This window comes from Nostoc sp. JL33 (assembly GCF_017114985.1).
GTDB lineage: Bacteria > Cyanobacteriota > Cyanobacteriia > Cyanobacteriales > Nostocaceae > Nostoc.
Genome location: NZ_JABXKP010000090.1, coordinates 149,702 through 174,996, shown reverse-complemented (window position 1 = coordinate 174,996; position 25,295 = coordinate 149,702). Strand labels below are relative to the sequence as shown.

At 42.0% G+C, this 25,295-nt stretch carries 24 protein-coding genes, 1 tRNA gene and 1 pseudogene; 9 read left to right on the top strand and 17 right to left on the bottom strand.

From position 1 onward, the window contains the following. Positions 1 to 42: 42 nt before the first annotated feature. Positions 43 to 2,772 (bottom strand): CBS domain-containing protein, encoded by a 2,730-nt coding sequence (locus HWQ23_RS27235; RefSeq protein WP_292835679.1) that lies wholly within the window; start codon positions 2,770 to 2,772, stop codon positions 43 to 45. 558 nt (positions 2,773 to 3,330) lie between these two features. On the opposite strand from HWQ23_RS27235, the gene psbZ reads away from it, so the two are divergent. The 7 genes from psbZ (at position 3,331) to HWQ23_RS27200 (ending at position 9,673) form a co-directional block, all read left to right on the top strand. After that, entirely contained in the window at positions 3,331 to 3,519 is a 189-nt protein-coding gene (psbZ, locus tag HWQ23_RS27230) for a photosystem II reaction center protein PsbZ (RefSeq protein WP_100901500.1), read from the top strand. A gap of 190 nt (positions 3,520 to 3,709) precedes the next feature. Continuing rightward, positions 3,710 to 4,288, top strand: coding sequence for a 6,7-dimethyl-8-ribityllumazine synthase (gene ribH, locus HWQ23_RS27225; RefSeq protein WP_292835512.1), 579 nt, complete (start codon positions 3,710 to 3,712; stop codon positions 4,286 to 4,288). Positions 4,289 to 4,401: 113 nt separating this feature from the next. Beyond that, positions 4,402 to 4,473, top strand: a tRNA-Gly gene (locus tag HWQ23_RS27220). Positions 4,474 to 5,377: 904 nt separating this feature from the next. After that, entirely contained in the window at positions 5,378 to 5,785 is a 408-nt protein-coding gene (locus tag HWQ23_RS27215; RefSeq protein ID WP_292835509.1) for a hypothetical protein, read from the top strand. A 4-nt stretch (positions 5,786 to 5,789) separates the two neighbouring features. Further along, positions 5,790 to 7,055 (top strand): glutamate-5-semialdehyde dehydrogenase, encoded by a 1,266-nt coding sequence (locus tag HWQ23_RS27210; protein WP_292835506.1) that lies wholly within the window; start codon positions 5,790 to 5,792, stop codon positions 7,053 to 7,055. Between the two features lie 614 nt (positions 7,056 to 7,669). After that, positions 7,670 to 8,233, top strand: coding sequence for a pentapeptide repeat-containing protein (locus HWQ23_RS27205; RefSeq protein WP_292835504.1), 564 nt, complete (start codon positions 7,670 to 7,672; stop codon positions 8,231 to 8,233). Positions 8,234 to 8,821: 588 nt separating this feature from the next. Further along, complete coding sequence (locus HWQ23_RS27200; RefSeq protein WP_292835501.1) at positions 8,822 to 9,673, top strand: universal stress protein; 852 nt, start codon at positions 8,822 to 8,824, stop codon at positions 9,671 to 9,673. A gap of 349 nt (positions 9,674 to 10,022) precedes the next feature. Here the strand turns inward: HWQ23_RS27200 and psbM are convergent, their stop codons facing one another. From psbM to HWQ23_RS27175, 5 genes are all read right to left on the bottom strand, one after another. Further along, positions 10,023 to 10,139 (bottom strand): photosystem II reaction center protein PsbM, encoded by a 117-nt coding sequence (gene psbM, locus HWQ23_RS27195; protein ID WP_084227279.1) that lies wholly within the window; start codon positions 10,137 to 10,139, stop codon positions 10,023 to 10,025. Between the two features lie 383 nt (positions 10,140 to 10,522). Continuing rightward, entirely contained in the window at positions 10,523 to 10,819 is a 297-nt protein-coding gene (locus HWQ23_RS27190; protein ID WP_292835498.1) for a 2Fe-2S iron-sulfur cluster-binding protein, read from the bottom strand. A gap of 186 nt (positions 10,820 to 11,005) precedes the next feature. Next, positions 11,006 to 11,143, bottom strand: a complete 138-nt coding sequence (locus tag HWQ23_RS27185) for a photosystem II reaction center protein K (protein WP_292835495.1) — start codon at positions 11,141 to 11,143, stop codon at positions 11,006 to 11,008. 85 nt (positions 11,144 to 11,228) lie between these two features. Continuing rightward, positions 11,229 to 12,377, bottom strand: a complete 1,149-nt coding sequence (gene tgt, locus HWQ23_RS27180; protein WP_292835491.1) for a tRNA guanosine(34) transglycosylase Tgt — start codon at positions 12,375 to 12,377, stop codon at positions 11,229 to 11,231. 343 nt (positions 12,378 to 12,720) lie between these two features. Further along, positions 12,721 to 13,173, bottom strand: coding sequence for a hypothetical protein (locus HWQ23_RS27175; protein WP_292835488.1), 453 nt, complete (start codon positions 13,171 to 13,173; stop codon positions 12,721 to 12,723). Positions 13,174 to 13,549: 376 nt separating this feature from the next. On the opposite strand from HWQ23_RS27175, the gene cobS reads away from it, so the two are divergent. After that, positions 13,550 to 14,323, top strand: coding sequence for an adenosylcobinamide-GDP ribazoletransferase (cobS, locus tag HWQ23_RS27170; RefSeq protein ID WP_292835485.1), 774 nt, complete (start codon positions 13,550 to 13,552; stop codon positions 14,321 to 14,323). Between the two features lie 136 nt (positions 14,324 to 14,459). Here the strand turns inward: cobS and HWQ23_RS27165 are convergent, their stop codons facing one another. The 10 genes and pseudogenes from HWQ23_RS27165 to HWQ23_RS27120 form a co-directional block, all read right to left on the bottom strand. Beyond that, positions 14,460 to 14,915, bottom strand: coding sequence for a PPC domain-containing protein (locus tag HWQ23_RS27165; protein ID WP_292835483.1), 456 nt, complete (start codon positions 14,913 to 14,915; stop codon positions 14,460 to 14,462). Positions 14,916 to 15,001: 86 nt separating this feature from the next. Beyond that, complete coding sequence (locus HWQ23_RS27160; RefSeq protein ID WP_292835481.1) at positions 15,002 to 15,679, bottom strand: ComF family protein; 678 nt, start codon at positions 15,677 to 15,679, stop codon at positions 15,002 to 15,004. Then, complete coding sequence (locus tag HWQ23_RS27155) at positions 15,680 to 16,168, bottom strand: GNAT family N-acetyltransferase (RefSeq protein WP_292835479.1); 489 nt, start codon at positions 16,166 to 16,168, stop codon at positions 15,680 to 15,682. A gap of 142 nt (positions 16,169 to 16,310) precedes the next feature. Next, positions 16,311 to 16,715 (bottom strand): VOC family protein, encoded by a 405-nt coding sequence (locus HWQ23_RS27150; RefSeq protein ID WP_292835477.1) that lies wholly within the window; start codon positions 16,713 to 16,715, stop codon positions 16,311 to 16,313. A gap of 18 nt (positions 16,716 to 16,733) precedes the next feature. Then, positions 16,734 to 17,042 (bottom strand): annotated as a pseudogene (gene miaE, locus HWQ23_RS27145) (tRNA isopentenyl-2-thiomethyl-A-37 hydroxylase MiaE); the annotation flags it as partial. A gap of 285 nt (positions 17,043 to 17,327) precedes the next feature. Continuing rightward, positions 17,328 to 17,975, bottom strand: a complete 648-nt coding sequence (locus HWQ23_RS27140) for a Uma2 family endonuclease (RefSeq protein ID WP_292835475.1) — start codon at positions 17,973 to 17,975, stop codon at positions 17,328 to 17,330. A 122-nt stretch (positions 17,976 to 18,097) separates the two neighbouring features. Further along, on the bottom strand, positions 18,098 to 19,987 hold the full coding sequence (locus HWQ23_RS27135) for a CheR family methyltransferase (RefSeq protein WP_292835473.1): 1,890 nt from the start codon (positions 19,985 to 19,987) through the stop codon (positions 18,098 to 18,100). A gap of 113 nt (positions 19,988 to 20,100) precedes the next feature. Beyond that, a complete protein-coding gene (locus HWQ23_RS27130; protein ID WP_292835471.1) occupies positions 20,101 to 20,733 on the bottom strand; it encodes a chemotaxis protein CheB in 633 nt (210 codons plus the stop codon). A 134-nt stretch (positions 20,734 to 20,867) separates the two neighbouring features. Further along, positions 20,868 to 21,737, bottom strand: coding sequence for a polyphosphate kinase 2 family protein (locus HWQ23_RS27125; protein WP_292835469.1), 870 nt, complete (start codon positions 21,735 to 21,737; stop codon positions 20,868 to 20,870). A 259-nt stretch (positions 21,738 to 21,996) separates the two neighbouring features. After that, positions 21,997 to 22,473, bottom strand: coding sequence for a hypothetical protein (locus tag HWQ23_RS27120; RefSeq protein WP_292835467.1), 477 nt, complete (start codon positions 22,471 to 22,473; stop codon positions 21,997 to 21,999). Positions 22,474 to 22,634: 161 nt separating this feature from the next. Here HWQ23_RS27120 and HWQ23_RS27115 point away from each other — a divergent pair, with 161 nt between their 5' ends. Further along, positions 22,635 to 23,876, top strand: a complete 1,242-nt coding sequence (locus tag HWQ23_RS27115) for an RNA-guided endonuclease InsQ/TnpB family protein (RefSeq protein ID WP_292835465.1) — start codon at positions 22,635 to 22,637, stop codon at positions 23,874 to 23,876. A gap of 42 nt (positions 23,877 to 23,918) precedes the next feature. Here the strand turns inward: HWQ23_RS27115 and HWQ23_RS27110 are convergent, their stop codons facing one another. Beyond that, on the bottom strand, positions 23,919 to 25,202 hold the full coding sequence (locus HWQ23_RS27110; protein ID WP_292835464.1) for a proton extrusion protein PcxA: 1,284 nt from the start codon (positions 25,200 to 25,202) through the stop codon (positions 23,919 to 23,921). Between the last annotated feature and the right edge of the window lie 93 nt (positions 25,203 to 25,295).

The following is a 25,295-nucleotide window of genomic DNA, read 5'->3' as shown; positions in this document are numbered from 1 at the left end:
ACGCGATCGCATATAATGCCATAGGCTGATCGCTTCACTAATTCATTTAGGATAGTGTTGTGCTAAAAATTCCTCAGCCTCAAATCTATCTTTAATCACTCCATCCAAGGTAGCAGCAAGTAGATCATCTAAGATTTGCCGATACTGAGGCCCTGGTTTGTAACCAAGTTTCTTTAAATCATTGCCATTCAATAGTGGCTGCACATTCGCCCAAACTGTAAAATATTCCCAAATCTGATGTCTAATCTCTCGCGGACTTTGCACGGCGATTAAAATCAGCATTGGTAAATCATACTGTCGCAACAACTGCACTACTTGACTGGGGCGTTGCAAAGTGGGTAATAATGTCATCACCTCAGTTTGCACTTGAGCTAAGTTCTTCAGCCTAGCAATGCTATCCTCTGGCAATTGCAGATTTTTTGCTACTTTCGCCGGATATTCTGGTGCTAGGTGGGCGATTAACGTTTCTAAGCGCATTTCCCAATGGATAAGGGTTGGTTGCGGGTCAAATCGCCGCAAGCAGCGTTCTAGCAAACGTAATTGTCCGAGAAGTTCTGCGTCTAGCTTCAGGGTAGGATGGATACATTGCAATGCCCCTAAATTATCGAGGAACTGCAAAGCCGATTTCCAGTAAGGGGCTTCTAGGATGTGCTTTAATTCAGTTTTCAGTCTAGTTTGCAGGGCTGGAGTTCTGCTATTCTCTTGAGCAGTGCGATCGTAAACGCCACTGTTGATGGCATAGCGGATAAACTCTTCAGTTTGTGGTTCAATCTCAAATCCGAAGCGCACGGCAAAGCGCACACCACGATAAATGCGGGTGGGGTCTTCGATAAAGCTATTGGCGTGTAAAACCCGAATTTGCTTGGCTTGTAAATCGATTAACCCGCCAAAGAAGTCAAGTAGGGGCGCAGCATGTTGCGTCCCTACACCAGCACGGGGAGTAGTGAGGCGCAAGGCGAGGGCGTTGATGGTAAAATCTCGGCGATACAAATCTTGACGAATAGAACTCGCCTCAACTTCTGGATTTGCTGCTGGATAAGGATAAAATTCTGTTCTAGCGGTGGCAATATCTACCCATAGAGAATCTAATTCTGGGTCTTTGTGCCACAACAAAGCCGCAGTTTGAAAAGCCCCGTGGATTTCTAAGCGGGACGAAGGGTAAAGTTGTTGTAGTGCCTTTGCTAATTCCACACCAGCACCGACATCTGCTGATTTATGAAAACCATCAACTACGAGGTCAATATCTTTAATCATCAAAGTGTCCGATGCTTGGGCTAATAGCAAATCGCGCACTGCACCCCCCACTAGATAAAGATGCCAACCCCGTTTTTCTGCCTCTTGCGATGCTGTGGTGAGTAATTGCCACAATCGAGGAGCAAGTTTATTCTGCAATTGAGGCAGACTAAGATTACTTTCTCCCCTTCTTCCCGTCTTTGTCTGTTCCTCTGTTCCCCTCTCCTCTTCTCTTTCCTGATGTAATTCCCTCAATACATCAGTACGAGTGACAATACCAACTAACTGCTCATTCTCCATTACTGGTAAGCGTCCGATATCATAAGTCACCATCACCGACTCAATTTCTGGCAGTGTTGTATCTGGCATAATTGTTTTCAGATTTCTTGTCATGTAACCCTTAACTGGCGCATGACTAAATCCGTGGTGCAAGGCGATATCAATATCCCGCCGCGAAATAATACCTACCAGTTGCTTTTGAGCATCAACTACAGATAAACCAGAATGTCCATAGCGTAATAAAATGCGCTGTGCTTCGCCAATTGTGGTTTCAGGCAGAATCGTGCGGACAGGAGAAGACATCAAATCCCTAGCGGTGGGGGGATGGGGAATTTGTGCTTTTATTCCGTCCAGGAGTTGTTTTAATATTGCTTGCGAATCTACTTTGCGTAGGTTCAACGATGCGGCTTGCGAATGACCGCCGCCGCCCAAAGGTTGGAATAATAGGTTGAGATTTGTTTTGGGAATTTGCGATCGCCCAATTACAGTTAAGCGTGAATCACTTTCACCCAAAGGATACTCATTAGCCAACAGTATGGCATCAATTTCGGTTAATTCCACGAGTTCCGATGCCAGACTCGATAACCCCGGCACAAAACCATCTGTTTTCAGAGTTACCCAAGCAACCGTATATCCATGTAGACAGAGATATGCTAAATTTTCCAGCGCCTCAGTTAATAGCTGCTGCAATTGTAAAGACAAGCCAGGGTCACGGTAGGTAGAAATTACTGATAAACTGGCACCTTGTTCCATCAACCAAGCCAAAGCGAAAGCATCCTGTGGTGTAGACTGGTCAAAGGTCAAAGAGCCAGTGTCAACGTGGATACCCAAAGCCATCACAGTTGCTTCGGCAGTAGTTAGGGAAATTTGCTGTTGTTGTAATTGCTCAACGATTAAAGTTGTCGTGGCTCCTACTGAGGAAATATGCGATCGCGTGGCGGGAATATCTGATTCTTGTCCTAAGTGATGGTCATAAACTATAATCTCTGTAACATGGGGTAAATCTAACCACTCGGCAGCTTTACCCAAGCGATCGCGCTGTTGCGTATCCACCACAGTCAAAGAACGAATTTTTTCTGGATTCACCGAACGGCGTTCAATCAACGGATATTCATCCCGATGCAATGCCAAAAAATCCCTTACAGGAGGGTGAGAACCGCCAGTCAGCACAATCTTACTTCCCGGTAGTAGGCGCGTTAACCCTACCGCAGCCCCTAGTGCGTCAAAATCTGCTGTTGTGTGGCAAAGAATTAAATCCATAGTATTAAGAGTCATTGGTCATTGGTGCTTAGACAAAGGACGAACGACTAAAATATTGTAATTTTTGGTAACTGAAAAATAAGAAAAAAGTATCAGTGTCGCTCTTTAGCTAAAATGGACAGAAGCCTCACCCTTTAACCCTCAGAGTCAGCACCCTAATTCTCAAATATTCTGAAATAGATGATCACGGCGTTGTATGATTTAAGTGGTTACTCGCCGCCACGGCCGTTGATACACCTCGCTTACTGCCCTCTGGGAAACCTACGTGAAACGTTAGACAACGGGAAACGAGTAGGCATCCTTTCAAAGAATGCAAATTTACCATTGGTTGACACATCAGTGCAAAAGTCATAAGCAATTCATCCTGTGTCGTAAAATTTGTGGGGTACGAAAGGAAGAAAAAATCAAATTTTTGACCGTGGGGGATCACGAGGACATAAAACCAGGGCTTCTGGAAATGTCCTATGCAATAGCAGGAGTCACGCTCGTTGCCTACACTGTACACCTTACTGTTAGTGTAAGACATATCACTATTTCGCTGTATTGGGAGAAGCAAAAATGACCATAATATTCCAATTCGCTTTGATAAGCCTAGTCCTATTGTCTTTTGTCCTGGTTGTTGGCGTTCCCGTTGCTTACGCCACTCCCCAAAATTGGGTTGAATCTAAAAAACTGCTCTGGGTTGGTTCCGCCGCCTGGATTGGTTTGGTATTTTTAGTTGGCTTGTTAAACTTTTTTGTCGTGTAGGCGACGGCTTCGGTCTGGCGCAGGCAGATAATATAAGAACTAGAGGGGCAGAAAAGCCAAGGTCAAAGACCAAAGGAAAAAAGGAGAGATTTTTTCGGATTTTCTTTTTTCTGACCGTGCTTTCCTGCTCCTCTACATTTAAATTAAGAAATGTATATTGGCCAGAAGTATAGTTGATTAAGAGGCAGTCATGGCAGTTTTCGAGGGAACTTTTACCCAAACGGAGCCTTTGCGGTTTGCAGTGGTGATTGGTCGATTCAATGACCTTGTTACCGGAAAGCTGCTAGAGGGATGTCAAGATTGCTTGAAGCGCCACGGTGTAGACCCTAACCCCCACGGTAATCAGGTGGACTATGTTTGGGTTCCAGGAAGTTTTGAGGTACCTTTAGTAGCTCGCCAACTAGCAATTTCCCATCGTTATGATGCTGTAATTTGTCTAGGTGCAGTCATTCGAGGGCAAACACCTCATTTTGATTACGTATCCTCAGAAGTTTCTAAAGGCATTGCTGCCGCTAGCTTTCAAACTGGGGTGCCAGTAATTTTTGGCATTTTGACAGTAGACACTATGCAGCAAGCCTTAGAACGGGCAGGCATCAAAGGTAATCATGGCTGGGATTATGCCATGAATGCCCTAGAAATGGCCAGCCTGATGCGGCAACTGCGTTCTAACCTGGCAGAGCCATATTCTCGTAATAGTCAGTCTTTACCAGCCTCTTTTCAAAGTGCCAGCGTCGGCAATTTAACTGCGGAGTCAGAAGAACTGGGCTAAGGCGTCATTAGTCATTTGTCCTTTGTTATTAACTAATGACTAATGACTAATGACTATATTAAGGGGTTGACAATTACAGATAAATCTGAGATATTAAGATATGGTTATCGATTGCGGGTATAGCTCAGTGGTAGAGCGTCACCTTGCCAAGGTGAATGTCGCGCGTTCGAATCGCGTTACCCGCTTCCAACTAAAACCTCTTGGAGTTAAAAATTCCAAGAGGTTTACTGTTTATTAGGGTGCGTTGAAGTGTTCGTCGATTCGCGCTGCACTCCTGTGAACCGCTCCGAATGTGGACAGACAGATCGAGCAAAAAAATCGTCTACTGTCGCCATTTGAATATCGCCCACTCAAATCGATCGCGTTGCCCGCTTGCTAAGAAATATAAAACCCAGCTTTAGAGTAGTCTAGATATGGATTACCTTGGCTAGAATCTTTATAGGTGTAATCAATTCGTTTTATGTAGGGTGTATTACACTGGACTAAAGGTGGCTAGTTAAATAAAGTGTTTTCAGGTGCAAAGCGTCTTTTAGCAGTGAAATTAGCCATAATCTATTTGGGCAAAGAGTCACACACACGCTCTAGATATTTTGGCAATTCCCGCTCTTGAAACGCTTGTGAACTGGAAGGAATAGAGATTGGACGTAATCTTGATCTCACCTTGATAACTGGATACTAATATATAGTGACCCAAAGTAAAATTAGCGGGTTTGTTGGTGTCTGTTATTTATGAGCGTAGCCTTCCCAAACGATTTGTTTTAGGAGTGGTCGCCACGTAGGCTTAAAATCGTACCAGGTGTGTCAGCACAATAAATGCCCAAAAAAGCAACCACATTACCTTGAAAGCGACAAATGAACACAAGGAAATTTTTAAATAAGATTGCCAGCTTTGGGGAAAGACTACAAATAGAGAACCCCGTAGTGATATGGCAATTACGATACTTAAAGTCGGCTACATCTACTGTTTGCAATTATGGCGACGTTTGTATCGCCTGCCCATCTATATAAAGAGAGAAGCCTCTAAGGCATTTACCAAGGGATTATATTCTCACTGTTCGTGTAAAACTCGCTCAAGTTATTAGAACGCTTGTGCAATCTCAAAAACCCGAAAAAATCGATTTCAATACCGAATACCCCTGTCCCTGCCGTCGCCGGGGTCAGTTAATTCCGATTACGCTGACAGAAGCATTTGGTTGCGATCGCTGTCAGCAAATCTTTGTCGTAGAAGATAATGGTCACGTCCTAGAACAGCTTTCTACCACCTATCCCTACAAGCGGGCTTGGCGTTGGATGGGAAATAGTTGGCATGTTGTCCATCCCCGCTTGGGAGAAAGCTATCTGCCTGTAGCGCTGGGCATTATTTTCGTGCTAGTGATTATATGGCTCCCATTAGCACTGCGATTGGCAAATGGTTCCAGCATTATTGCTTGGGCAATAGTGGCGGTGCTGTTGGCTATCCTACCAGCACTAATGGTCTGGCTTACCTACAGACGTTAACTCAATGACTGTTGAAGTTTTGGATGACCACCCCGAACCGATTACTAGTGCCCAACGAGCCTATCAAGCTTCCCTAAAGTTGGGGATCACAAAGGGAGCAGACCGGAGTCGTGCAGTACTGGCGATGGCACAAGCTCTTGAGCGCTCATTTGACGACATTCTAGAAGCCAACACCTTGGATTTAGAAGCCAGTCGGGAAATGGCAGTGCCTGAGTTGATATTGGACTGGCTGAAGCTGACTCCCACAAGGCTAGAGATGACCGTGGACATTTTACAACGGTTAGGGGAATTATCAGATCCGCTACGGCGCGTCAGAACTGCTGATTATCAACTGGAAGATTCCCAAAGTTACACCCAGTTAATGCCCTTGGGAGTGATTGGATTTATTTATGAGGCGTTCCCGGATTTAGGGGCGATCGCGGCGGGTTTTTGTATCAAAACTGGCAATTGTCTAATTCTCAAAGGCAGTACTGAAGCTAGCCATTCCAACGCGGCGATCGCTGAGGTACTGCAAAGCGCGATCGCCCAAGTTGGTCTACCTCCGGGCTGTCTAGAACTGATCACAGCAGAACATGGTGCTTCGATTCGGGATTTAGTCACCCAAGACCAGTACGTGAATCTAGTGATTCCCTACGGACGTTCCAGCTTGGTACAGCAGGTAGTACGACAGTCAACTTGCCCAGTTTTAAAATCAGCAATGGGTAACTGTTATCTCTACTGGTCGCCGAATAGCAGCTTAGAAATGGTGCGCTTAATGATTCTTAATAGCCATCAGAGCGAACCAGACCAAGTTAATGCCATTGAAAAGGTGCTCATTCATCGCCAAGCCTTGCCATCATCTTTAGCAGTTCTGTGGAACAGCTTAATGGAAAAAGGTTTTGAAATTAAAGGGGATGCAGAACTAGTAAAAGCCTTTCCCCAGTTGCATCTGGTGAAGGAAGCCGAATGGGGAAATCCTTATTTAACTAGGACAGTAGCTTTTAAACTGGTGGATAGCTTAGAGACTGCGATCGCCTGGATTAATCAACACAGCAGTGGGCACGCCGACTGCATCGTTACTGAATCCTACCAGGAAAGTCGGCAGTTTGCCTTAGGAGTTAACAGTGCTTCTACTTACATCAACACTTCCCCGCGTTTTTCCCGCAACCCCTCGCGGGGAGATTCAGTGTTTCTCGGCATGTCTAACCAAAAAGGTCATCGTCGGGGATTTATCAGCCTGGAAACCTTGACTACCGTTAAGCACATTGTTCAGGGAAATGGCAGATTTTAAATAATTCGTAATTTTGGCAAAGCGACTACCGCGTTGTATCAAGCATTGTTAACTTGAATGGCTCTGTCAAAACCCTAGTACCGCAAGGCGGAAGTCAAAAGTCAAAAGTTTTGTATACCAAGGCTTTTGCAAGTTTTCAAATGGTAGCTTGATTTACGCCGCGCTGTACTAGCTTCCTTTGTAGTCCAAAACGGACAACCAGAAGCACATCTAAGTTAAGTGAATCTTACAAGCAATCAAACAAAACCCTCCAGATTCTATTTGGGGGGTTTTAATAAGCTAATCGTTATTCATTTTTCCAGGATGATTCGCTTTTAATAAGGGCTTCAGCCCTGCTTTTATACAACTTAAATGCTCATGAATTTATCACGGCAAACGCATCTTAATTGTTACTAATATTGAGAATGAGAAACTAGAGTAAACTATAGCAATCCGAATTTAATCATGAGACGGAATGCCATAAGGCAATTCTAAAAATGTTTTTAACCACTCATACTTCTAGTGAGGAAGGTGAGTTAGATGTTTATGTTGAACTCTGTTTGGGGTGCTAGAAGGGTGTTACAGAAGCTTTGTGCGGTACTGTTGATAATACTAATTGATTCGGGAGTTAGGGTATGGATGGAAACAGGGGAGCCAAAATTTCTTTCATTGAGGAGTTCTTGGAGCTTTATGCTGCTGGAAGAAGGGATTTCTCTGGACTGAGCTTTAGCTATATTTACGGTGACTACTCTTTGTTGGAAGGAGTCGATCTCAGTGGAATTAATTTGGCTGGAGCTAACTTGGCTCAATGCGGTTTTATTGGTACTAATCTCAGCAATGCTTTCTTGGTTGGAATTGACGTTACGGAAGGCTTTCTTGATGATTGTAACTTGAGTAGGGCTGATTTGCGAGGTGCCAATTTGATCAAAGCTAGGTTATATCGTACTGATTTGCGAAGGGCTGATTTGAGTGACGCCAACTTGACTAGGGCTAATTTGGCTGGAGCTATTGGTCCAGCCATCCTCAATCATACCAATCTGGCTGAAGCTGACCTCACAAACACTGTTGGTTTTATGCACAAGAATGGGTTGGAACTCCGTCAAGTCAGATATGGCAACATTGGTACTTTTTTCTGGAATACCATCATGCCCGATGGAAGTATCGAAACTGGACCTGTCTACATTGCTGACTGGATATGATAGGTTGTCAACATTATCCTCTGCTGCCATCAAAGGAGCAGTAGTAAGTAGTTGATTTATCTCTGTTAATATTTGCGGATATAGCAATCCTATCTGAGTTACCAAAGTTGCAATAAAATTAAAAAAAGGTGGAGAGTAGGAAAAATTCAGGAGTAGTGTAGACTATTCAAGCCGGAAGCGTAGGCATAGCCCGTCGTAGACATCGCCTGCTAAAGGCTACACTGAATCAACTTTCCCTAAGAGTTATTTTGGTATTTCTTTGCAATACTTAACTTCCCTCTAATTAAAAAAAGTGAACATAGATTAAAAATGATAACTAACATCATAATTTATTAAGTTATTCAGGCTAAATTGAGAGTATGCTTAATAATTGAAATTTAGTTGAGAATTTAAGTAACTACGTGCAAATAAACTTAAACATTTGTTGAGTTTTTTATACTTTCCCATTTGTTTGAGTGTTAAATACTAAAAAACAAAGTTTGTTTGTGCCAACTTACTAACTAGGTTGTCGAGCAAGGCGGGAAAAATCTGACCAGAGCCAAGTACTAACAGCGAAGACAAAAGTAAACTTCACAAAAATTACGTAAGATGATCAGAAGAATTTTGCTGGCTGTATCGGGATTGGGACATGCAGAAGAAATGCTCAAAACCCTAAAAGAAATCCCTTCAATTCAATCTGCAAAAGTTACAATTTTGCATGTTGTTCAAGCACAAAATGCTGCTGCTAGCATGACAGCTAAATGGGAAAATGGTGGTAAAATTCTGGCGAATGCGATTCAAACTTTGAACTTAGATCCTAGCCAGGTTTCTTCAATTTTGCGTGAAGGCGATCCCAAAGATGTGGTTTGCCAAGTAGCTGATGAAATCGACGCTGACTTGATTATTATGGGTTCACGCGGGCTGAAGCGGCTGCAATCGATTTTATCGAACTCAGTCAGTCAGTATGTTTTCCAACTATCTTCTCGCCCCATGTTGCTGGTAAAAGATGACATTTATGTGAAAAAAATTAAGCGCATTATGGTGGCAATAGACAACTCTGATTCAGCAAAAAATTGCTTGAAATTGGCTCTGTTTTTGTTGCGAGATATTCAGGGTGGCCAGTTAATCTTGGCAAATATTACTACAGATTTAGGCGGGAAAAAATCGGAAATAACTGAGGTTAACTCAGACAAAAATCCAGTTTTGGCAGCTGCTGTTGCAGAAGCTGAAAAACAGGGCGTCCAATCTCGTTCTTATATCAGCAGTGGCAAACCTGGTGAAGAAATTTGTCGCTTGGCAGAAGAGTTGAATATAGACTTATTATTGCTCGGTTCTCCAGATCGTCGTCCATCGATCGCTAAAAGTTTTGTTGATATAGACAGACTTATCGGATCTTCCTTGTCTGATTATGTTCGAGTCAATGCCACTTGTCCGGTATTGTTGGCACGGACAATCGATTAAAGTCAAAATAGAGTTAGCCGTTGATTTCTACAAGCGGCAGACTCGGCAGATAAGAGTCATGAGTTATTAGCTGCATATTTCACGCTCATTTGTCTTAAAATTAAATAGCCGCCGTCGGTGCTAGGGAGGCTTTAAACGCCTGTGGAGAAGTTATGCTTTCCATCGCCTGATTTTCAGTCATCTGATACCATTTTAGATTTTAGATTTTAGATTTTGGATTGTAAAAAAGTTAGTGCATAAGCTCTTGGGCAATCCATCTGTCGCAATCATTTTTCAAATTGGTCTGAGGTTCAAAAATAAAAACCCCTACACTATTGGCGCAGGGGTTATTTATTTTATACACAAACTCTTAACTATCTTTTCCACCTTCGCGGCTAGCAGTTTGGATGTATAGAATTAGTAAAAACACGGCGGGAACGAGTACGAACAAAATGCTCGCTATGAACCCCAGGTCATTAACTTGCATGGCAAGAAAGCCTCTCTTAAATTTCCAGTCAACAACATTAGAATAGCATCTTGAACCTCGCATGACTAGAAATCACGCGATTCCTGCTTCAACTATCTCCGCCTGGAGTAATCCAGGTCTTATGAGTTCTCCACAGGCGTTTAAAGCCTCCGGCGCACCGACGGCGGCTAGATTTAATTTTAACACGATTCCACTTCATTTATAGAACGCCTAACTCATGACTCTGATGCCACGAGTGTGGGGCTTGTAGAAATCAATGACAGAATTATACCAATTCAAAATTCAAAATTTTCGCGTAGCGTCTCCTAGAGAGGAAACTCAATTTTGGTAAGTATTTTGACTGTTGACTGGATACAAATTGAAACAATGGCAGATTTGAGAATTTAAGGCTTCGTGACTACACTGACTGGGCCATTCACTAAAGTTTGACAGGCAAGGCGGTAATTTTCCGGCTTTTTCTTGAATTTCCGGTTTTCTACGTCTGTGCGGGGGGAAAGATTTTCTAGTCCTTCGACTATCTCGACAACGCAAGTGCCACACTGACCATTTCCACCGCAATTTGTCATCTTGCCAATTAATGTATATATATCAATGTTATTTTGCATCGCTTGCAGCCGGAGATTTGCACCATCCGCCGCCACTACTTCTTTATTCTCTTTAACGAATTTGATATTACCCATAACTGATTCCTCCTTGACTCGAAGCTTGGCTTTCAAGGCTTCATATTGGCATGGCTTAATTCACATCTTATTTATTATATTAATTCATTGCAAAATATTAATAAATATTAACTCTGCTCAAACATGATGCCACAAAAAAATAGGACAGGTACTCTACCTGTCCTATGAATTGAAAAATAGATTAACTTACCTAAATCCCACGGCTGCTTGCCAAACAAAAGCAAGCAACAAGAAGAATACGGGAATGACTGGGAGAACGTCCACCAAAGGATCAAAGATTTGATAAGCTTCAGGCAGTTTTGCTAATAAAATTGCTGCTTCCATGTTTGTTTAAATCCAACTATCCAACACAGCTTTCATAATTGAGAAATATCTTAACATGGTTTGAGTCTTGATCATTGGTCAATAGTCATTTGTGATTTGTAATTTCCCCTTCATCTGGTGCTGATTGAGATGAGTTGAGCCAGTGACCAAATTCTGTGGTGAAGCGATCGCTCAATATTGCTTCTCGAATCTTTTGGGTAAAGCGAATTAGTTCGGTAATGTTGTGAATGCTCAACAAGGTATAAGCTAAAATTTCCTGCGCTCGCACTAAATGAGATACGTAAGCACGGCTAAAATTTTGACAAGTGTAGCAGGAACAAGTTTCATCTAATGGCGCAAAATCTTCACGAAACTTAGAATTTTTTAAATTCCAGCGTCCGCCCTGGACTATTGCCGTCCCATGTCTGGCCCAGCGTGTGGGAATTACGCAATCAAATAAATCTACGCCAGATGCGATCGCGATCGCCATTTCCCGATAAGTACCCACACCCATCAAGTAACGCGGCTTTTCGGGGGGTAAAAGCGGTGCTGTCACTTTTACAATCTCAGCCATCATTTCCGGCGGTTCTCCCACACTCACGCCACCAATGGCATATCCGGGCAAATCCAACTTAGCCAAAGCTTGGGCCGCACGGCAACGCAAATCCAAATATACGCCCCCCTGCACAATCCCAAACAAAGCCTGCTCACTGTGTTGATGAGCCGTTATGCAGCGTTCTAACCAGCGATAAGTGCGCTCAGTTGCAGTTTCTACCTCTTGGCGAGTCGCCAGATAGGGCGGACACTCGTCAAAGGCCATAATTACATCTGCCCCCAAAATATTTTGAATCTCAATGGAGCGCTCTGGTGTTAAGTTAATAATTTGTCCATCATGGGGCGATCGGAAAGTTACGCCTTCTTCAGTAATTTTTCGCATCTCGCTTAAGCTGAACACCTGAAACCCACCCGAATCTGTGAGCATCGGCCCGTTCCAACCCATAAATTTGTGCAACCCACCACCCCCAGCCACGATCGCTTCTCCTGGTTGTAGGTGAAGATGATAAGTATTGGATAAGATCATTTGTGCTCCAGTATCTCGTAGCTGGGCTGGGGTGATAGTTTTGACATTTGCCAGCGTTCCCACTGGCATAAATCTGGGGGTTTCTACAACACCGTGAGGAGTAAAAAACACTCCTGCTCTAGCTTTGGTTTGGCTACAGCAAGCAAGACATTGAAAAGAAAAATTCGCACTCATGCCATTTTGGATTTTAGACTTTCCTGCGGAACGCTACGCGAACGTAGTGAGCCTCAGCCGAACGATTTTAGATTTTGGATTGTGAAACGCTAATTGGTAAAGAGTTTCACAAATCCATAACTAGCAGCCATAAAACCAAATGGTATTAGGGCAAAATTAATATTATTTGGCTAAATTATCGACAAACATCAGTATAGATGCAAGGTATTTGCCAGAACTTGATCGATATAGCCCTCTCAAAACTCGCTTACCTGGCGACCTATTGTCGCACTCATAAGCTATCTTAGGTCTAAAGACACGCTCGTTTTATTTTACGCCTACCGGGTGCTTCTATAATTGTTATTTAAAAAGAATCAGAACAGTCATCGTCAATTTCTGCATCCCACCTGGCTGAGAGTACTTGCTCCATCATCGCTTCTATGGCGCTGACATTGAAGTTTCGCTCTCGTCGCTCTTGTAAAGGGGTTGAGCGGGGAATCAACCGCAGACACACCCCTTCTTGCATCAAATCGAAGTAGGTTTCTTGTTGCGGCGACTGTTTTAGTTCTAAGTAATCAAAACTACAAACATTCAGATATAGCGCGTGGTTAGCCACTAAAGTAGACCTTTGCGGATTAGCAAAAACTTCCATCACATCCCCTTCACCCTCGCTCAGTACCTTATCTTCTTGGGTGTAGATGTAGTGGACTCGACCTAAATCTGCCAGCAATCGCCGGATGTCGAGCTTATTCACAATGATTCCCGTGTTAATAATGCACGGAGCTGGTATCCTGGTGTCGGGTAGATGGTGACTCATAGGAAAATAGCGATTGAGCTAAAAAGAGTGACAACATAGCTAAACTGTCATAATTGAATAGCTTGTTTACTCCCACATTTAAAAAATATCAATTTTGGGGGGCAATCGTCTAATTAATTTGGAGTAAGCTTTTAGTTAACGCATACAAAACACAAATTTTGATCCTTGATGGAATTTTAATTTCCGGAATCTTTTGTTTTTTTGTATATAAAGTTACTGTTCTTACCTATTTATTACTTAGACTAGCATAACAAAATTTTCAGGGAGAATTTCTAATAGAAGTAAATCTTATCTAAAGCTTTAAAGTCCGCTCATGTCGGTTGTACGGAAATTATGACTATTATCCAGCAATTTACCAAATATTAATGTAATTCTGATGACGAAACAGCAACAGTGGTGGAAAAAGCTGTTGTTAAAGCTGGCAGCTAGTATTATATTTTACACTGTTATTCCGCTACCGTATTTGAACGGATTGGACTTTCGGGGAGTGGCACGTAGTGCTTCGCTTGTGGGCTTGATAATTGGGGGAATTTTAGGGTTACTGGATAGGGGAATGGATTATATTGGTATGCCAGTGCTAACTCGTAGTGCTTTGGTAGTAAGTGTTTGGATTGCGATAACTGGAGGACTGCACTTAGATGGGGCAATGGATACTGCCGATGGTTTGGCAGTGGGCGACCGAGATCGGCGACTGGAGGTGATGACAGATAGTGCCACAGGTGCATTTGGGGCAATGGCAGCGATCGCCTTGGTGATACTGAAAATAACAGCATTGACGGATATACCAGAAAACCGTTGGTTGTTGCTGATGGCTGCTTGTGGCTGGGGACGCTGGGGACAACAGCTGGCCATCGCCCGATATCCTTATCTGAAACCAACTGGTAAAGGTGCATTTCACAAACAAGCCATTCGTTCTTACAAAGATTTGTTACCGGGATTGTTGTTGTTGTTTGGTTTGAGTGGTTTACTTTGGCTGATAGATAAACAGCAGCTATTTCTCGCACTGACAATGATAGTCGCTGGAAGTGCGATCGCTACTTTAACTGGTGCGTGGTTCAACCACAAATTAGGCGGACACACTGGAGATACTTACGGCGCAGTCGTTGAGTGGACTGAAGCCTTATTTCTTTGCGTGCTGACCGCCTTTTAAGATGTGGGGTGTGGGGTGTGGGGAGTGGGGAGTGGGGAGTGGGAGTAGGGAAAGCAGGGGAAGCAGAGGAGAATACCAATGCCCCATGCCCAATGCCCAATGCCCAATGCCCAATGACTAATGACTAATGACCATTTCATTTAATTGGTTGCAACTTTGTCACCTTGAGCTTAAAAGCCCCAACCCCAGTTTCCCCAAAAGACCGGACACGGATAACATAATTGCCTGTCTCTACAATGCGAGTAAATAGTAGGGAATTGCTAGTGCCATCAGGGCCATCATCATTTTCTGCCAGAGTCGAACCATCAGGTGCCAGTAGTGTGATGATGCTGTCAAAGTTTTCAGATGACAGGTCAACTGCTAAATTATCGCCCTTCTGTAACTTCACTGTGTAATCACGGGCAAATCCACCTTGACCTGTGGGAATGTCTTTGTCTGAAAGGCGATCAGTAATTTCAGTAGTGTTAGATAAAGGGATTGGACTATACAACTTATTTTGAGCAAAAGCTGCACTTGTACTGATGCCTATTGCCAGCAATGTGGCAGGAATGATCATGAGTTGTTTTAAACCCGCCGCAAAAACTTTATTCATACATTTCAAGCAATTTTGCCACAAAAATAGGGTAATTCGGTCAATTTATGCATTTATTTGTCAAAGCTTGCCCATTAATTCTTGATTTATCCGTCTTTGACCGTAGTGGCTACTGCGACTAATCCTAAGACCACAATTCCATACTGACGAAGTGTTTGCACAGCAGACCTGGCAGTAGCACCAGTAGTATAAATGTCGTCCACTAACAGCACTGGGACATTTGGAGGATGACGGCGAAAAACTTGGCCAATATCAAAGGCTTTGTCCAAGTTTTTTTGTCGTTTAGATACCGACAAACCAAACTGCGCTTCAGTTTCTCGCACTCTTGCTAAACCGTTTAGTTTCAATTTTAATCCGGTTATTTCGCAGAAGCTTTGTGCTATGAGTGCGGCTTGATTGTATTTACGTTGCTTTTGTTTGCTAGCGTGGAGTGGGATGGGAACTACCACAGGCCGGCTATCTCGGCTCGGTGAATTTAACAACCATGCTTCTCCTAACCATTGACCCAAAGGACGAGCTATTTGGGGTTGATTTTCGTATTTCATCGCCGCGATCGCCCGTTTCACCGGGCCACTATACTCCCCCCAGCAAAACACTGGTATTGGTTCTTGCCATAGAGAAATTGAGTCTTTAAGTTGACATTTTTGCAGTTGTCTGGTGCAGTTTTGACAGAATTCTTGGGAAGTTGCACGTTGACATAGGGGGCAATGGGATTGGAGAAAAAGATTGAGTAAGCCTGGGAGATTTTTAATCCAAGTATGCATTTAGGGCTGGTTGAGGAATTTAACATACACGCGATCACACCTTGTTGTTTTTACTCCGGTTGCGGGAGTGTAGCCGTTGCTTTCATACAGCTTGACTGCTTCCACCAAAACGCTGGCGGTTTCAATCCAAATTTGCCCAAATCCACGCACTGCGATCGCTGCTTCTAGCTGTTGTAACAAATATTTGCCCAGTCCCAAACCCCTGATACTGGGCAAAAGATACATTTTGCGGATTTCTACAGCTTTTTCCCCACGATGTATGGGGTAGTATGCTCCAGTACCGACTAACTGGCTTTGGTGTTCAATTACCCAAAACTCTCCCCCAGTAGCTAAATAACATTCCTCTACTCGCAGCACATCTCGGTCAGCGCCCTTTGGTTCCCAACCTAGTCCGTATTCTGATAATACATAACTGATGACTTCGGCAGCTCTAGTGCGATCGCTTTGCACCCAATCACGGATTATAAAATCTTGATAATAGTTTTTCATTACCATTTGCTGGTCAAGTTTACAAGGGAAAATTTTTCCGCATCTATATCCCAATTTACCCAGCAAATAGCAATTCTTACAGAGTCGATTTCAGGCGGTACTTTCAAGGCGTGAATTCTGCCAGTACTGAAAAAAGTCATCTTTAGCTGACAATTCCTAGATTGTTGTAGATTTCGATGAGATTGCCATCAGGATCGCGAAAATGAGCTGTGCGGATTCCCCAGCCTGGGCGATCTTGTGGTTGACTCACAACAATCGCATTGTGAGCTTTTACTTGCTCATAGACCTCATCCACGTTATCGACTGCGAAAATCAAGACAATTTTATCTCGATTGACAACATATGAAGGCTGTTCGATTCTTGGGACTACTTGGGCCATTAATTCTTTTTTGAACAAACCCAGCTTGAGATATCCGGTATTAAACTCAGCATATCCGCTATCTTCATCGCCCCAATCTACATCAAATTTCAGCAGATCGCGGTAGAACAGAAAAGAATCTTTGTAGTTGGAGACAAGCAGTCTCAGGTGTGTTAACTGAAGCTTCATATCTGTTGCCTTAGTCTACTAACTGTGAATTCTAGGTTCTGGATGCAAAGTCGCCAGCAACTCGCTTTCGACAATTGTTAATTCATCAAGCCGTTGCATGACAATTTCTTTGTCGAAATAAGTAGCAGCTAAAACCCAATATATACCGTAGTGACGCGCTTCGGATGCCATTAACCCACGATAAAATTTTCCTAACTCTGGCTCTGGACGGTGAGCAGATAATAGCCTCAGGCGTTCACTAGAGCGAGCTTCAATTAAACCAGTGAGTAAGGAATCCAGAAATTGCTCAGGTTCTTTGGGGCGTACTGTAGCTCTTAAACCCGCGCCCTAGTCAGACAATACAAGGATTTTAGATTTTAGATTGACCCCAGCAATCAAGTCAGGGGCAAGCCATTTAATTTTAGATTTTGGATTAAAGAATTATTCTCGCGTTTAAATACGTTCGCAACTCTACCAGACGCTCTTGCGAAGAGACCTTTTTAAATAATGGAACGCAAGAATCTTCTCTTCTTAGGCAATGCCCAACAATTCCATTTTCCAAAATTTAAAATCTAAAATTCGGTGAGGCGGTGGTAACGGCGCGTCATTAATTACCAAAAGCTGACAAGACTTCTAAATGGCTCCTATTTGCTGTCTTGTCCACGCACGAAATGCTTTCATTGTCGCATTTCTGCCATTGGTTTTACTCAGCATTAAATATTCGGGAATCACTTGGCAAATTGGGAGATTGGGGAAAATAGAACTGGTATTTGATTCTACATATTTTCCATCGAACAGCACGTTTATTTCTAACTTGCTTCCATTCCATCGCCATAGTTCTGGTACTCTCAAAGCTTGATAATTATTGAAACGAGTGCGCGAGGTAATATCAATTTCAATAGCCAAATCTGGAGGCGGGTCGATTTCTAAATTTATTCTATCTTTGCCCCTAATTCTAGCTTCATTTTGGATATAGAAACAATCATCTGGTTCTACCCCAGCATCCATACTTTCTTTATCAAAAGTTGTAGAACCCAAACTCCAAAATTCTAAATCCAGTTCTTCTAATAAAACTTTTACCAAGTCTCCAATAATAACTTTTGCTACTTCATGCTCTGGCAATGGAGCCATTATTTCCAGTATCCCTTGACTATAACCTATCCTAAAACTGCGATTGTCTCCCAATTCTGCCAAAATCCGTTTGTATGCCGACCAGGAGATATCTTTAATCAACAACTGATGACCGGCTCTAACAATTAGTTGGTTGAGTTCAAGTAACATAGCAAATTTTTTCCTCTTTATTAATCTAACTTAACCCAACCAGTATTTCCTCCAGGATAGTTCTTTTCTGATAAACACAGAAGAAGTTTTCAAACATCCTCTTAGCCCAATGAGAGTCAATCTTACTGCTGCCGTTCCTCCATCTCTTGAGTAGAAATCATACTGCTAACTCTCTCTACATCTGCCATCATCAAAACTGCTCCCTGCATTTCAATACCAAGCAGGGGAGTGATTGCCAGGTAACATTTTATTTGCCTACCCCGACGATTGGTAGCATCAAGGATCATTTCTTGAAACTGCTTTTTCCCGGATAGGGAGTCGCGGATGGCCGATCGCAACTGCTCGACGGGTAGCCCAATATCTAGGCTGAAGATAGACTGTCCTAAAACTTCATCAATTCGCAAGCCCCATAAATCTTCTACCATGTAATTCCAAATTGAGATATTAAAGCTGCTATCAATTACCACTATTCCAGTTTGGAGACTTCTGAGAATAGAGCTGAGGAAAATGTTAGTGCGATTAAGTTCTATGGTGCGATCGCTCAGTTCGTTATTAATTGTTTGTAATTCTTCATTAGTAGATTGTAATTCTTCATTCATCGTCTCCAATTCTTCATTGGTAGATTGTAGTTCTTCGTTGGTGGTTTCTAATTCTTCATTGGTAGATTGTAGTTCTTCGTTGGTGGTTTCTAACTCTTCATTAGTAGATTGTAATTCTTCGTTGGTGGTTTCTAATTCCTGTTGGGAGCGTTGCAGCGCCTCTTGAAGTTTAATGTAACGGGTGACATCATGAAAGGTGATGCTGACCCCTAAGAAAGTGGTGGCTGTTTCTTGCAAAGGCGTAATCCGCACATCCAGATATTGCGTTTCTGTGTTTGAGAAATAGCGCTCTACATTTGTCAGAGTCACAGGGCGGCGTTCAGTATAAGCCCGTTCAATTAGCGATCGCAACTCAATTGGTCGATAGGAAAGTTCCAGATCCTGGAAGGGACGAGCTAAATCTTTGGGAGAAAGGGCGAACAAAGTCCGCGCCTGCTCGTTCATCATTACCAAAATGCCATTAATATCAATGATTACTTGGGCAATTGGTGCTGTGTCAAAACCCATATCTCGCAGCCGCAGGTGTCGAGACAAACGGCTGTTAGATTCTTCATCTACTGAATTTGCCATAACTAAGAGGCGAGCGCGGATATTCACCAGCGATATCTTAGTAAATATCCGGTTTTTTAAGTCCATTGGTGTAAACAGATTAGAATGCATCACTAGCATCTCTGCTTTCCCCAAAAACAGATAGCCATTATCATTTAATGCAAAATGAAACCGGGCTAGAATTCGCCCTTGAGCCTCAGAATTAAAATACATTAATGTATTGCGGCTGACCAGCAAATCTAAGCGCGAAATGGGCGCATCCTGAAGCAGATCGTGACGACCAAAAATCACTGAGCGGCGCAAGTCTGAGCGGAAGACATAGCAGTTACCGACAATTTCAAAGTATTTCTGCCGCAGTTCATCTGGCACCGCCTGGACATCTTTTGCTGAATACATAGCAAAACGTGCGTGGTTGAGAGCATCTTCATCTACATCTGTGGCGTAGATTTTCACTCGTTGGCGAAATTCCTCTGCTCCCAATATTTCAGCCATCAATATTGCCAGGGTATAAGCTTCTTGCCCAGAAGCACAGCCAGCGCTCCAGATGCGGATTTGGTCAGAAGTTTTTTTATTCCGAATCAGATTAGGCAATATTTGCTCTGCTATGTATTCCCAAGCTGATGAATCTCGAAAAAAATCCGTGACGTTAATTAGGATAGTGTTGAAAAGATAATTGAATTCCTCTGGATGAACTTCTAGGTAGTCTAGATACTGTTCAAAGTTCTCTATGTTAAATGACTGCATCCGCTTGCTTACCCGACGCATCAAACTCGAGCGCTTATAGCCTGTAAAATCAAATCCCCGGTTTTGTCTGAGATAAATCAGTAGATTTTCAAATTCCGGATCTTTTTCTGCGGAAGTCATACCAATTTGGGATTTTAAATTAAAAGTTTTTCTATTCAGTCGTCTTTAGACGACTTTAATTAGCCTCAGAATGAATTTTGAGGCAGATGTTGGGACTGATACAATATCTTAGTTTAGTTTATTTCAATATTACCCATAACCAAAGTCACCAGAGTGCTGGAGATTTCATCAAGGGGGAGAATAAAATCTACGTTGCCAGTTTGAATTGCGGCGGAGGGCATCCCGGAAAATTCGGAGGTTTCTACGTCTTGGACAATGACAGTACCGCCCATTTTTTTTATCGCTTCTACTCCCATCGCGCCGTCGCTACCTGTTCCAGTTAGCACAACAGCGATCGCTCTGTCTTTGTAAGTGGCTGCAACTGATTCAAATAACAGGTCAGCCGAAGGACGTAAAAAATGTACTAATTCCGACTGTGATAAGGAAAGTGTGCCGTCACCGTTAACTACCAAGTGACGATTAGGTGGGGCAACGTAAGCTGTTCCTGGTGTAAGGCAATCTCCCTCTTCTGCCTGCTTGACAGTAAGAGTCGTGCGCCGAGTCAGAATTTCTGCCATGAACGAGCGGTATTGGGGGCCGAGGTGTTGCACAATGGCGATCGCGGCTGTAAATTCTGTCGGTACACTCGATAGCACTTTAGCTAAAGCAGTCAGACCGCCTGCTGAGGCTGCGATCGCCACAATATCAAAGGCAGCATTACTAAAGTGAGGTAGATCATTGTTCCCATCCTCTGCCATCTGAATCATTATTTTGCGGCTAGGACTATCTGCTAAACTTTTTTCCTAGCAAATAGCGTTAGTCAAGTTACAATTTTGCATCCTTTAAATTATAGAGTATAATTTAACTAATTTAGCATTTATTTATTTATTTAGTTCATGTCTTAATCTTCCTGTTCTAGAATGCGTTTCGCCTGTAAAATTTGCTGCCTATGTTCCTCACTAACTGTCGGGTATTGCAGATTTAGTTCTTGCAATTTTGTGCAGATAATATTGGCGACTACTAGGCGTGTAAACCATTTGCGATCGGCAGGAATAATATACCACGGTGCCCATTTCGTACTAGTATAATTAAAAATTTCTTCATAAGCATTCATATAATCATCCCAGAAAGCTCGTTCTTGGACATCGCTATCGGAAAATTTCCAATTTTTTTCAGGATATTCAATCCGTTCTAAAAAGCGTTTTTTCTGCTCTGATTTCGAGACATTTAGAAAAAACTTCAGGATGATTACACCATTGTTTACCAAATGCTTTTCAAAATTATTGATTTCTTCAAAGCGCTGCTTCCATATCTTCTTTCCCTCAGGTAAATGGGGAAGTTGTTGTTTCTTAAGCATTTCTGGATGGACACGAACCACAAGCACTTCTTCATAGTATGAACGGTTGAATATCCCAATTCGGCCTCTTTCTGGCAAAGCCTTCGTTGTTCGCCACAGGTAGTCATGGTCTAATTCTTCTGCACTAGGCCCCTTAAAACTAAACACCTGAAATCCTTGCGGGTTCACACCAGAGGTTACATGTTTAATTGTGCTATCTTTGCCAGCAGCATCCATCGCCTGAAAAATAATCAGCAAGGCATAGGTGTTTTGAGCGTAGAGAATATTTTGGTAATTTCCTAGTCGTTCAATATCTGCCTGTAATTTGGTTGCAGCATCAGCTTTTTCATCAAAATCAGTCTTATAGGCTGGGTCATAGTTTTTTTTCAGAGAAATCTTTGAACCTGGTGGAACAATGAAAGCATCATGATTCATGTATAAAATTTCCTAACGGCTGTTTATACCGAAGCACATTTTCAAGTGCTAATTTTTAAAAGTTATGATTTATTAATTAAAGAATTTTCAATCAAAATTCATAACTTTTAACGAATTCTGGGGGTTTAAGTCCCCGTCATCGCCAAGTTTGGTTATAAAAATTAATTATATTAGCGAGTCCGCATACTCGTGCGTCCAAGCTAGCAAGAGCATCTGTCTGCGACACGCTATTCGCGAACGTAGAAAGGGTCATTAAGAATTATTTCCGTCGCTTTGGCATAGGACGCATCGCTTCACGTCCCAAGATAAACATCCCCGTAACACCCAAACTGACAAACCAAACATATTGATACCAATATTGCCGAATCTGTTCAACCGTACTGAGTTTTGGATGAAACGTGTTTAAGTACAGCAGCAGCACTAATATCATCAGCGCCCCAAAACCAACAAAGCTGAAGCCAACACAAATTCGTACAGGTCGCAGTTCAAAATCACTAATACTGTCTAGGTCAATTTCTGCCAGTTCCTTAAAGGAATCATCAGCCAAAGATGAGCTTGCTTGGAATCTATTGCTGAGTTTTGGTGGCAAAATCGACGACAGTGTTGCTACGGTTGGGCGACGTAGGAAAGCCTCAGTATCTCGCAACAATTCCAGTGGCTTACGGGTAGTAGTTGGTTGAGCAAACTCTATGTTGTCTGTAGCAGTTGGGGCATTGGCTTTGCTTTCAAAATCCATAGCACGCCTCGAAAAAACCAGGATATACATAGCCTAACGAATCAGGAGACAAATGCTTATCGCCGTTTACCGAAAATTTGGGTTTAAAGCCCCGTCCTTCCAGGACGGATTTATATTCTATTATATTTTTTATCTGCAATCTTCTGTGATAAAATATACAGATGATAGTAAGAGAAGCCAAGCTACTAAACGGAACCAAGGAACAATATCAAGCTGTTGATGATGCCATTCTCGCTGCCCAATTTATTAGAAATAAAGCAGTTCGCTATTGGATCGATAATCAAGGGGTTGATAAAGCTGACTTATATAAGCTGTGCAAGGACTTAGCTGCATCGTTCGACTTTGCTTTGAAGTTAAACTCCGCAGCCCGTCAAGCCAGTGCCGAAAGAGCTTGGACTTCTATCTCAAGTTTCTATAAGCGTTGTAAAAAACAGGAGAAAAAGAAAGGTTATCCTAAATTTAAAAAGCATTCTCGTTCAGTAGAGTATAAGGTGTCAGGTTGGAAACTATCTGATGATTGCAAAATTATTACTTTCACGGATGGCTTTAAAATTGGTTCTTTATCTGTATTCTGCAATTCATCTACGCGAGAAGACCTTCATCGACTTAAAATCAACCGCGTCCGTGTAGTCAGGAAAGCGGATGGGTATTATGCCCAATTCTGCTTTGATGCTGACCGCAAGGAGGTAGGAATATATACAGGGAATGTTGTTGGGTTGGATCTGGGGTTGAAATATTTCACCAAAGACCAAAATGATAATGCTGTAATTTATCCGCAATTTTTGAGAAAGTCAGAAGGTCGACTTAAAAAGCGATCAAAGCGGTTAAGTAAAAAGTTTCTTTTAGGTAAAAAACCTCAATCAAACAACTACCATAAAGCACGTAAACGACTAGGTAGAGTTCATCTAAAAATCCAAAGACAGCGTAAAGATTGGGCTATAAAACAAGCTCGATGCGTAGTTCACTCTAACGATGTGATTGTCTATGAGGATTTGAAGATTGCGAACATGGTCAAAAATCACTATTTGGCTAAGTCGATTTCTGACGCTAGTTGGTATCAGTTCACTCAATGGTTAGACTACTATGGTCAAATCTGGGATAAAGCGGTAGTAGCGGTATCGCCTAATTATACATCCCAAGATTGCTCAAATTGTGGTCGTCGAGTCAAAAAAGCACTTAGCACCAGGACTCATTCATGCCCTAAATGTAGTATGGAAATATGTCGCGATACAAACGCGGCGATTAACATCCTGAAAAAGGGTATGAAGATATTAGGATCTGAGTGGCAAGACAACAGTACTTCTGGGCAAGAAGAATCTGCCTCTATTGATGAGGGAAAGCATGGGGAGAAGACCACCAATACTATTGATGGGAAACCTGATATAGCAAGCGGATTTCTGTGAACCATGAATTAGAATCCTCGTGCGTTTACGCCGAGGAGTATGTCAATCGTCCATCTCTTTTAATGTAGCTAATGCCGATGGAGATAAACGACTTAGATAGCGGAATATCCAGTATTTAAAGATAGTATTTAAAATCACAGGAAATGTTGCAATAAAGAAAAAGATTACATTTCTAGTTGCTGGCAGACCTAAATGTTCTGCTAACCCTTCAAGAATGACTTCCCACCCATCTGGTGAGTGAAACCCTACAAATATATCTGTCAACAGAATAATCAAAAAAGCCTTAGCACTATCGCTGAGACCAGAGACAATGGTATCCATAAAAGACTTGAGAATCACAATTTCTCTTTTGCTCAGAGCGATAATTAAACCGAAAGAAAAGAGTGAGATTAAATCTGCAAAAACATTGCTAAGAGCGCTACTACTTTTAATGTGAAAATTATCAGCTATTTCCATTGCTTTGTCTTTAATTCTTCCTTGGATTACCTCTGAAGAAAGTGGAGGCGCTTGCTTGACTAAATATTCAAATTTCAATTGTTGCTGATAATTATGTAATTCCTGGAGAGCTTCTTTTTCTATATCAGAATTAAGAAAAACTTGAATTTTATTATCTCCTCTAACCCTTTCTAATATGGGAATTACTAAAAAATATTTAGATAAACTCTGAATTAAAAGGGGTACAATAATTAGAGTAATTAGAAATCTCAGAGCAATTCTTGTCCTATTTCGAGAAATTCGGTAATTCCTCATAAATTCTTCTTCTGTCTGCGGGGCAAAATCTGCTTTAACTCTATTAACTTTTTTGCCTATAGAACTCGGTAATGCTCCAGTTTTTTGAGATGGAGGTGTTGCTTTAATATCATTAATATTAGATGAGTCTGGCTGTTTGTTAATTTTGCTCCGGTTAATTTGTATGGCTTGAGAAGTTGATAGTAATGCGCTATTATCAATTAGTTGATCTTTGATAGCGTACTTCTCTACAACTTCATCAATAACCTTCAATTTTTCTAATAAAACAGAATTAGATATATTGACAATTCCCCGACTAAGCCGGAACTCTGCAAGCCTAAACTTGATAATAGTTAAATTTTTATCAAGGTATCCTTGCCAGTAAGACATCACGTTTTCAGTATATTTTACTGATTCTAAAGATATTTTTTTGTTATCAAAATGTTCTCTCTCAATATTTTTAATTCTTTCAGCTGCTTGTTGAGCTTCTAAGAGTGCCCTTTCTGGCGTATCTAAAAACCAATGGTTAAGCGATCGCAAATATTCTCTGATATTTTGGCGAATGAAATTTGCTGTTTTGGCGAATGAATTTTTCATACATATATGACTCTTTATATAATGTGTATTATAGTTATGCAAGCATTAAAAAACTCGTGTCTCCGGTTTTTGTAACAGAAAATTAACTATGAG

Excerpts from the sequence above, each read along its gene's own strand:
- HWQ23_RS27160 (WP_292835481.1), bottom strand. The coding sequence starts at position 15,679 with ATGCATACTTGGATTAAAAATCTCCCAGGCTTACTCAATCTTTTTCTC.
- HWQ23_RS27120 (WP_292835467.1), bottom strand. The coding sequence starts at position 22,473 with ATGGATTTTGAAAGCAAAGCCAATGCCCCAACTGCTACAGACAACATA.
- tgt (WP_292835491.1), bottom strand. The coding sequence starts at position 12,377 with ATGAGTGCGAATTTTTCTTTTCAATGTCTTGCTTGCTGTAGCCAAACC.
- HWQ23_RS27210 (WP_292835506.1), top strand. The coding sequence starts at position 5,790 with ATGACTGTTGAAGTTTTGGATGACCACCCCGAACCGATTACTAGTGCC.
- HWQ23_RS27110 (WP_292835464.1), bottom strand. The coding sequence starts at position 25,202 with ATGAAAAATTCATTCGCCAAAACAGCAAATTTCATTCGCCAAAATATC.
- HWQ23_RS27165 (WP_292835483.1), bottom strand. The coding sequence starts at position 14,915 with ATGAATAAAGTTTTTGCGGCGGGTTTAAAACAACTCATGATCATTCCT.
- HWQ23_RS27140 (WP_292835475.1), bottom strand. The coding sequence starts at position 17,975 with ATGTTACTTGAACTCAACCAACTAATTGTTAGAGCCGGTCATCAGTTG.
- HWQ23_RS27115 (WP_292835465.1), top strand. The coding sequence starts at position 22,635 with ATGATAGTAAGAGAAGCCAAGCTACTAAACGGAACCAAGGAACAATAT.
- HWQ23_RS27150 (WP_292835477.1), bottom strand. The coding sequence starts at position 16,715 with ATGAAGCTTCAGTTAACACACCTGAGACTGCTTGTCTCCAACTACAAA.
- HWQ23_RS27135 (WP_292835473.1), bottom strand. The coding sequence starts at position 19,987 with ATGACTTCCGCAGAAAAAGATCCGGAATTTGAAAATCTACTGATTTAT.
- HWQ23_RS27190 (WP_292835498.1), bottom strand. The coding sequence starts at position 10,819 with ATGGGTAATATCAAATTCGTTAAAGAGAATAAAGAAGTAGTGGCGGCG.
- HWQ23_RS27125 (WP_292835469.1), bottom strand. The coding sequence starts at position 21,737 with ATGAATCATGATGCTTTCATTGTTCCACCAGGTTCAAAGATTTCTCTG.
- HWQ23_RS27175 (WP_292835488.1), bottom strand. The coding sequence starts at position 13,173 with ATGAGTCACCATCTACCCGACACCAGGATACCAGCTCCGTGCATTATT.
- cobS (WP_292835485.1), top strand. The coding sequence starts at position 13,550 with ATGACGAAACAGCAACAGTGGTGGAAAAAGCTGTTGTTAAAGCTGGCA.
- HWQ23_RS27185 (WP_292835495.1), bottom strand. The coding sequence starts at position 11,143 with ATGGAAGCAGCAATTTTATTAGCAAAACTGCCTGAAGCTTATCAAATC.
- psbM (WP_084227279.1), bottom strand. The coding sequence starts at position 10,139 with ATGCAAGTTAATGACCTGGGGTTCATAGCGAGCATTTTGTTCGTACTC.
- psbZ (WP_100901500.1), top strand. The coding sequence starts at position 3,331 with ATGACCATAATATTCCAATTCGCTTTGATAAGCCTAGTCCTATTGTCT.
- ribH (WP_292835512.1), top strand. The coding sequence starts at position 3,710 with ATGGCAGTTTTCGAGGGAACTTTTACCCAAACGGAGCCTTTGCGGTTT.
- HWQ23_RS27205 (WP_292835504.1), top strand. The coding sequence starts at position 7,670 with ATGGATGGAAACAGGGGAGCCAAAATTTCTTTCATTGAGGAGTTCTTG.
- HWQ23_RS27235 (WP_292835679.1), bottom strand. The coding sequence starts at position 2,772 with ATGGATTTAATTCTTTGCCACACAACAGCAGATTTTGACGCACTAGGG.
- HWQ23_RS27155 (WP_292835479.1), bottom strand. The coding sequence starts at position 16,168 with ATGAAAAACTATTATCAAGATTTTATAATCCGTGATTGGGTGCAAAGC.
- HWQ23_RS27200 (WP_292835501.1), top strand. The coding sequence starts at position 8,822 with ATGATCAGAAGAATTTTGCTGGCTGTATCGGGATTGGGACATGCAGAA.
- HWQ23_RS27130 (WP_292835471.1), bottom strand. The coding sequence starts at position 20,733 with ATGATTCAGATGGCAGAGGATGGGAACAATGATCTACCTCACTTTAGT.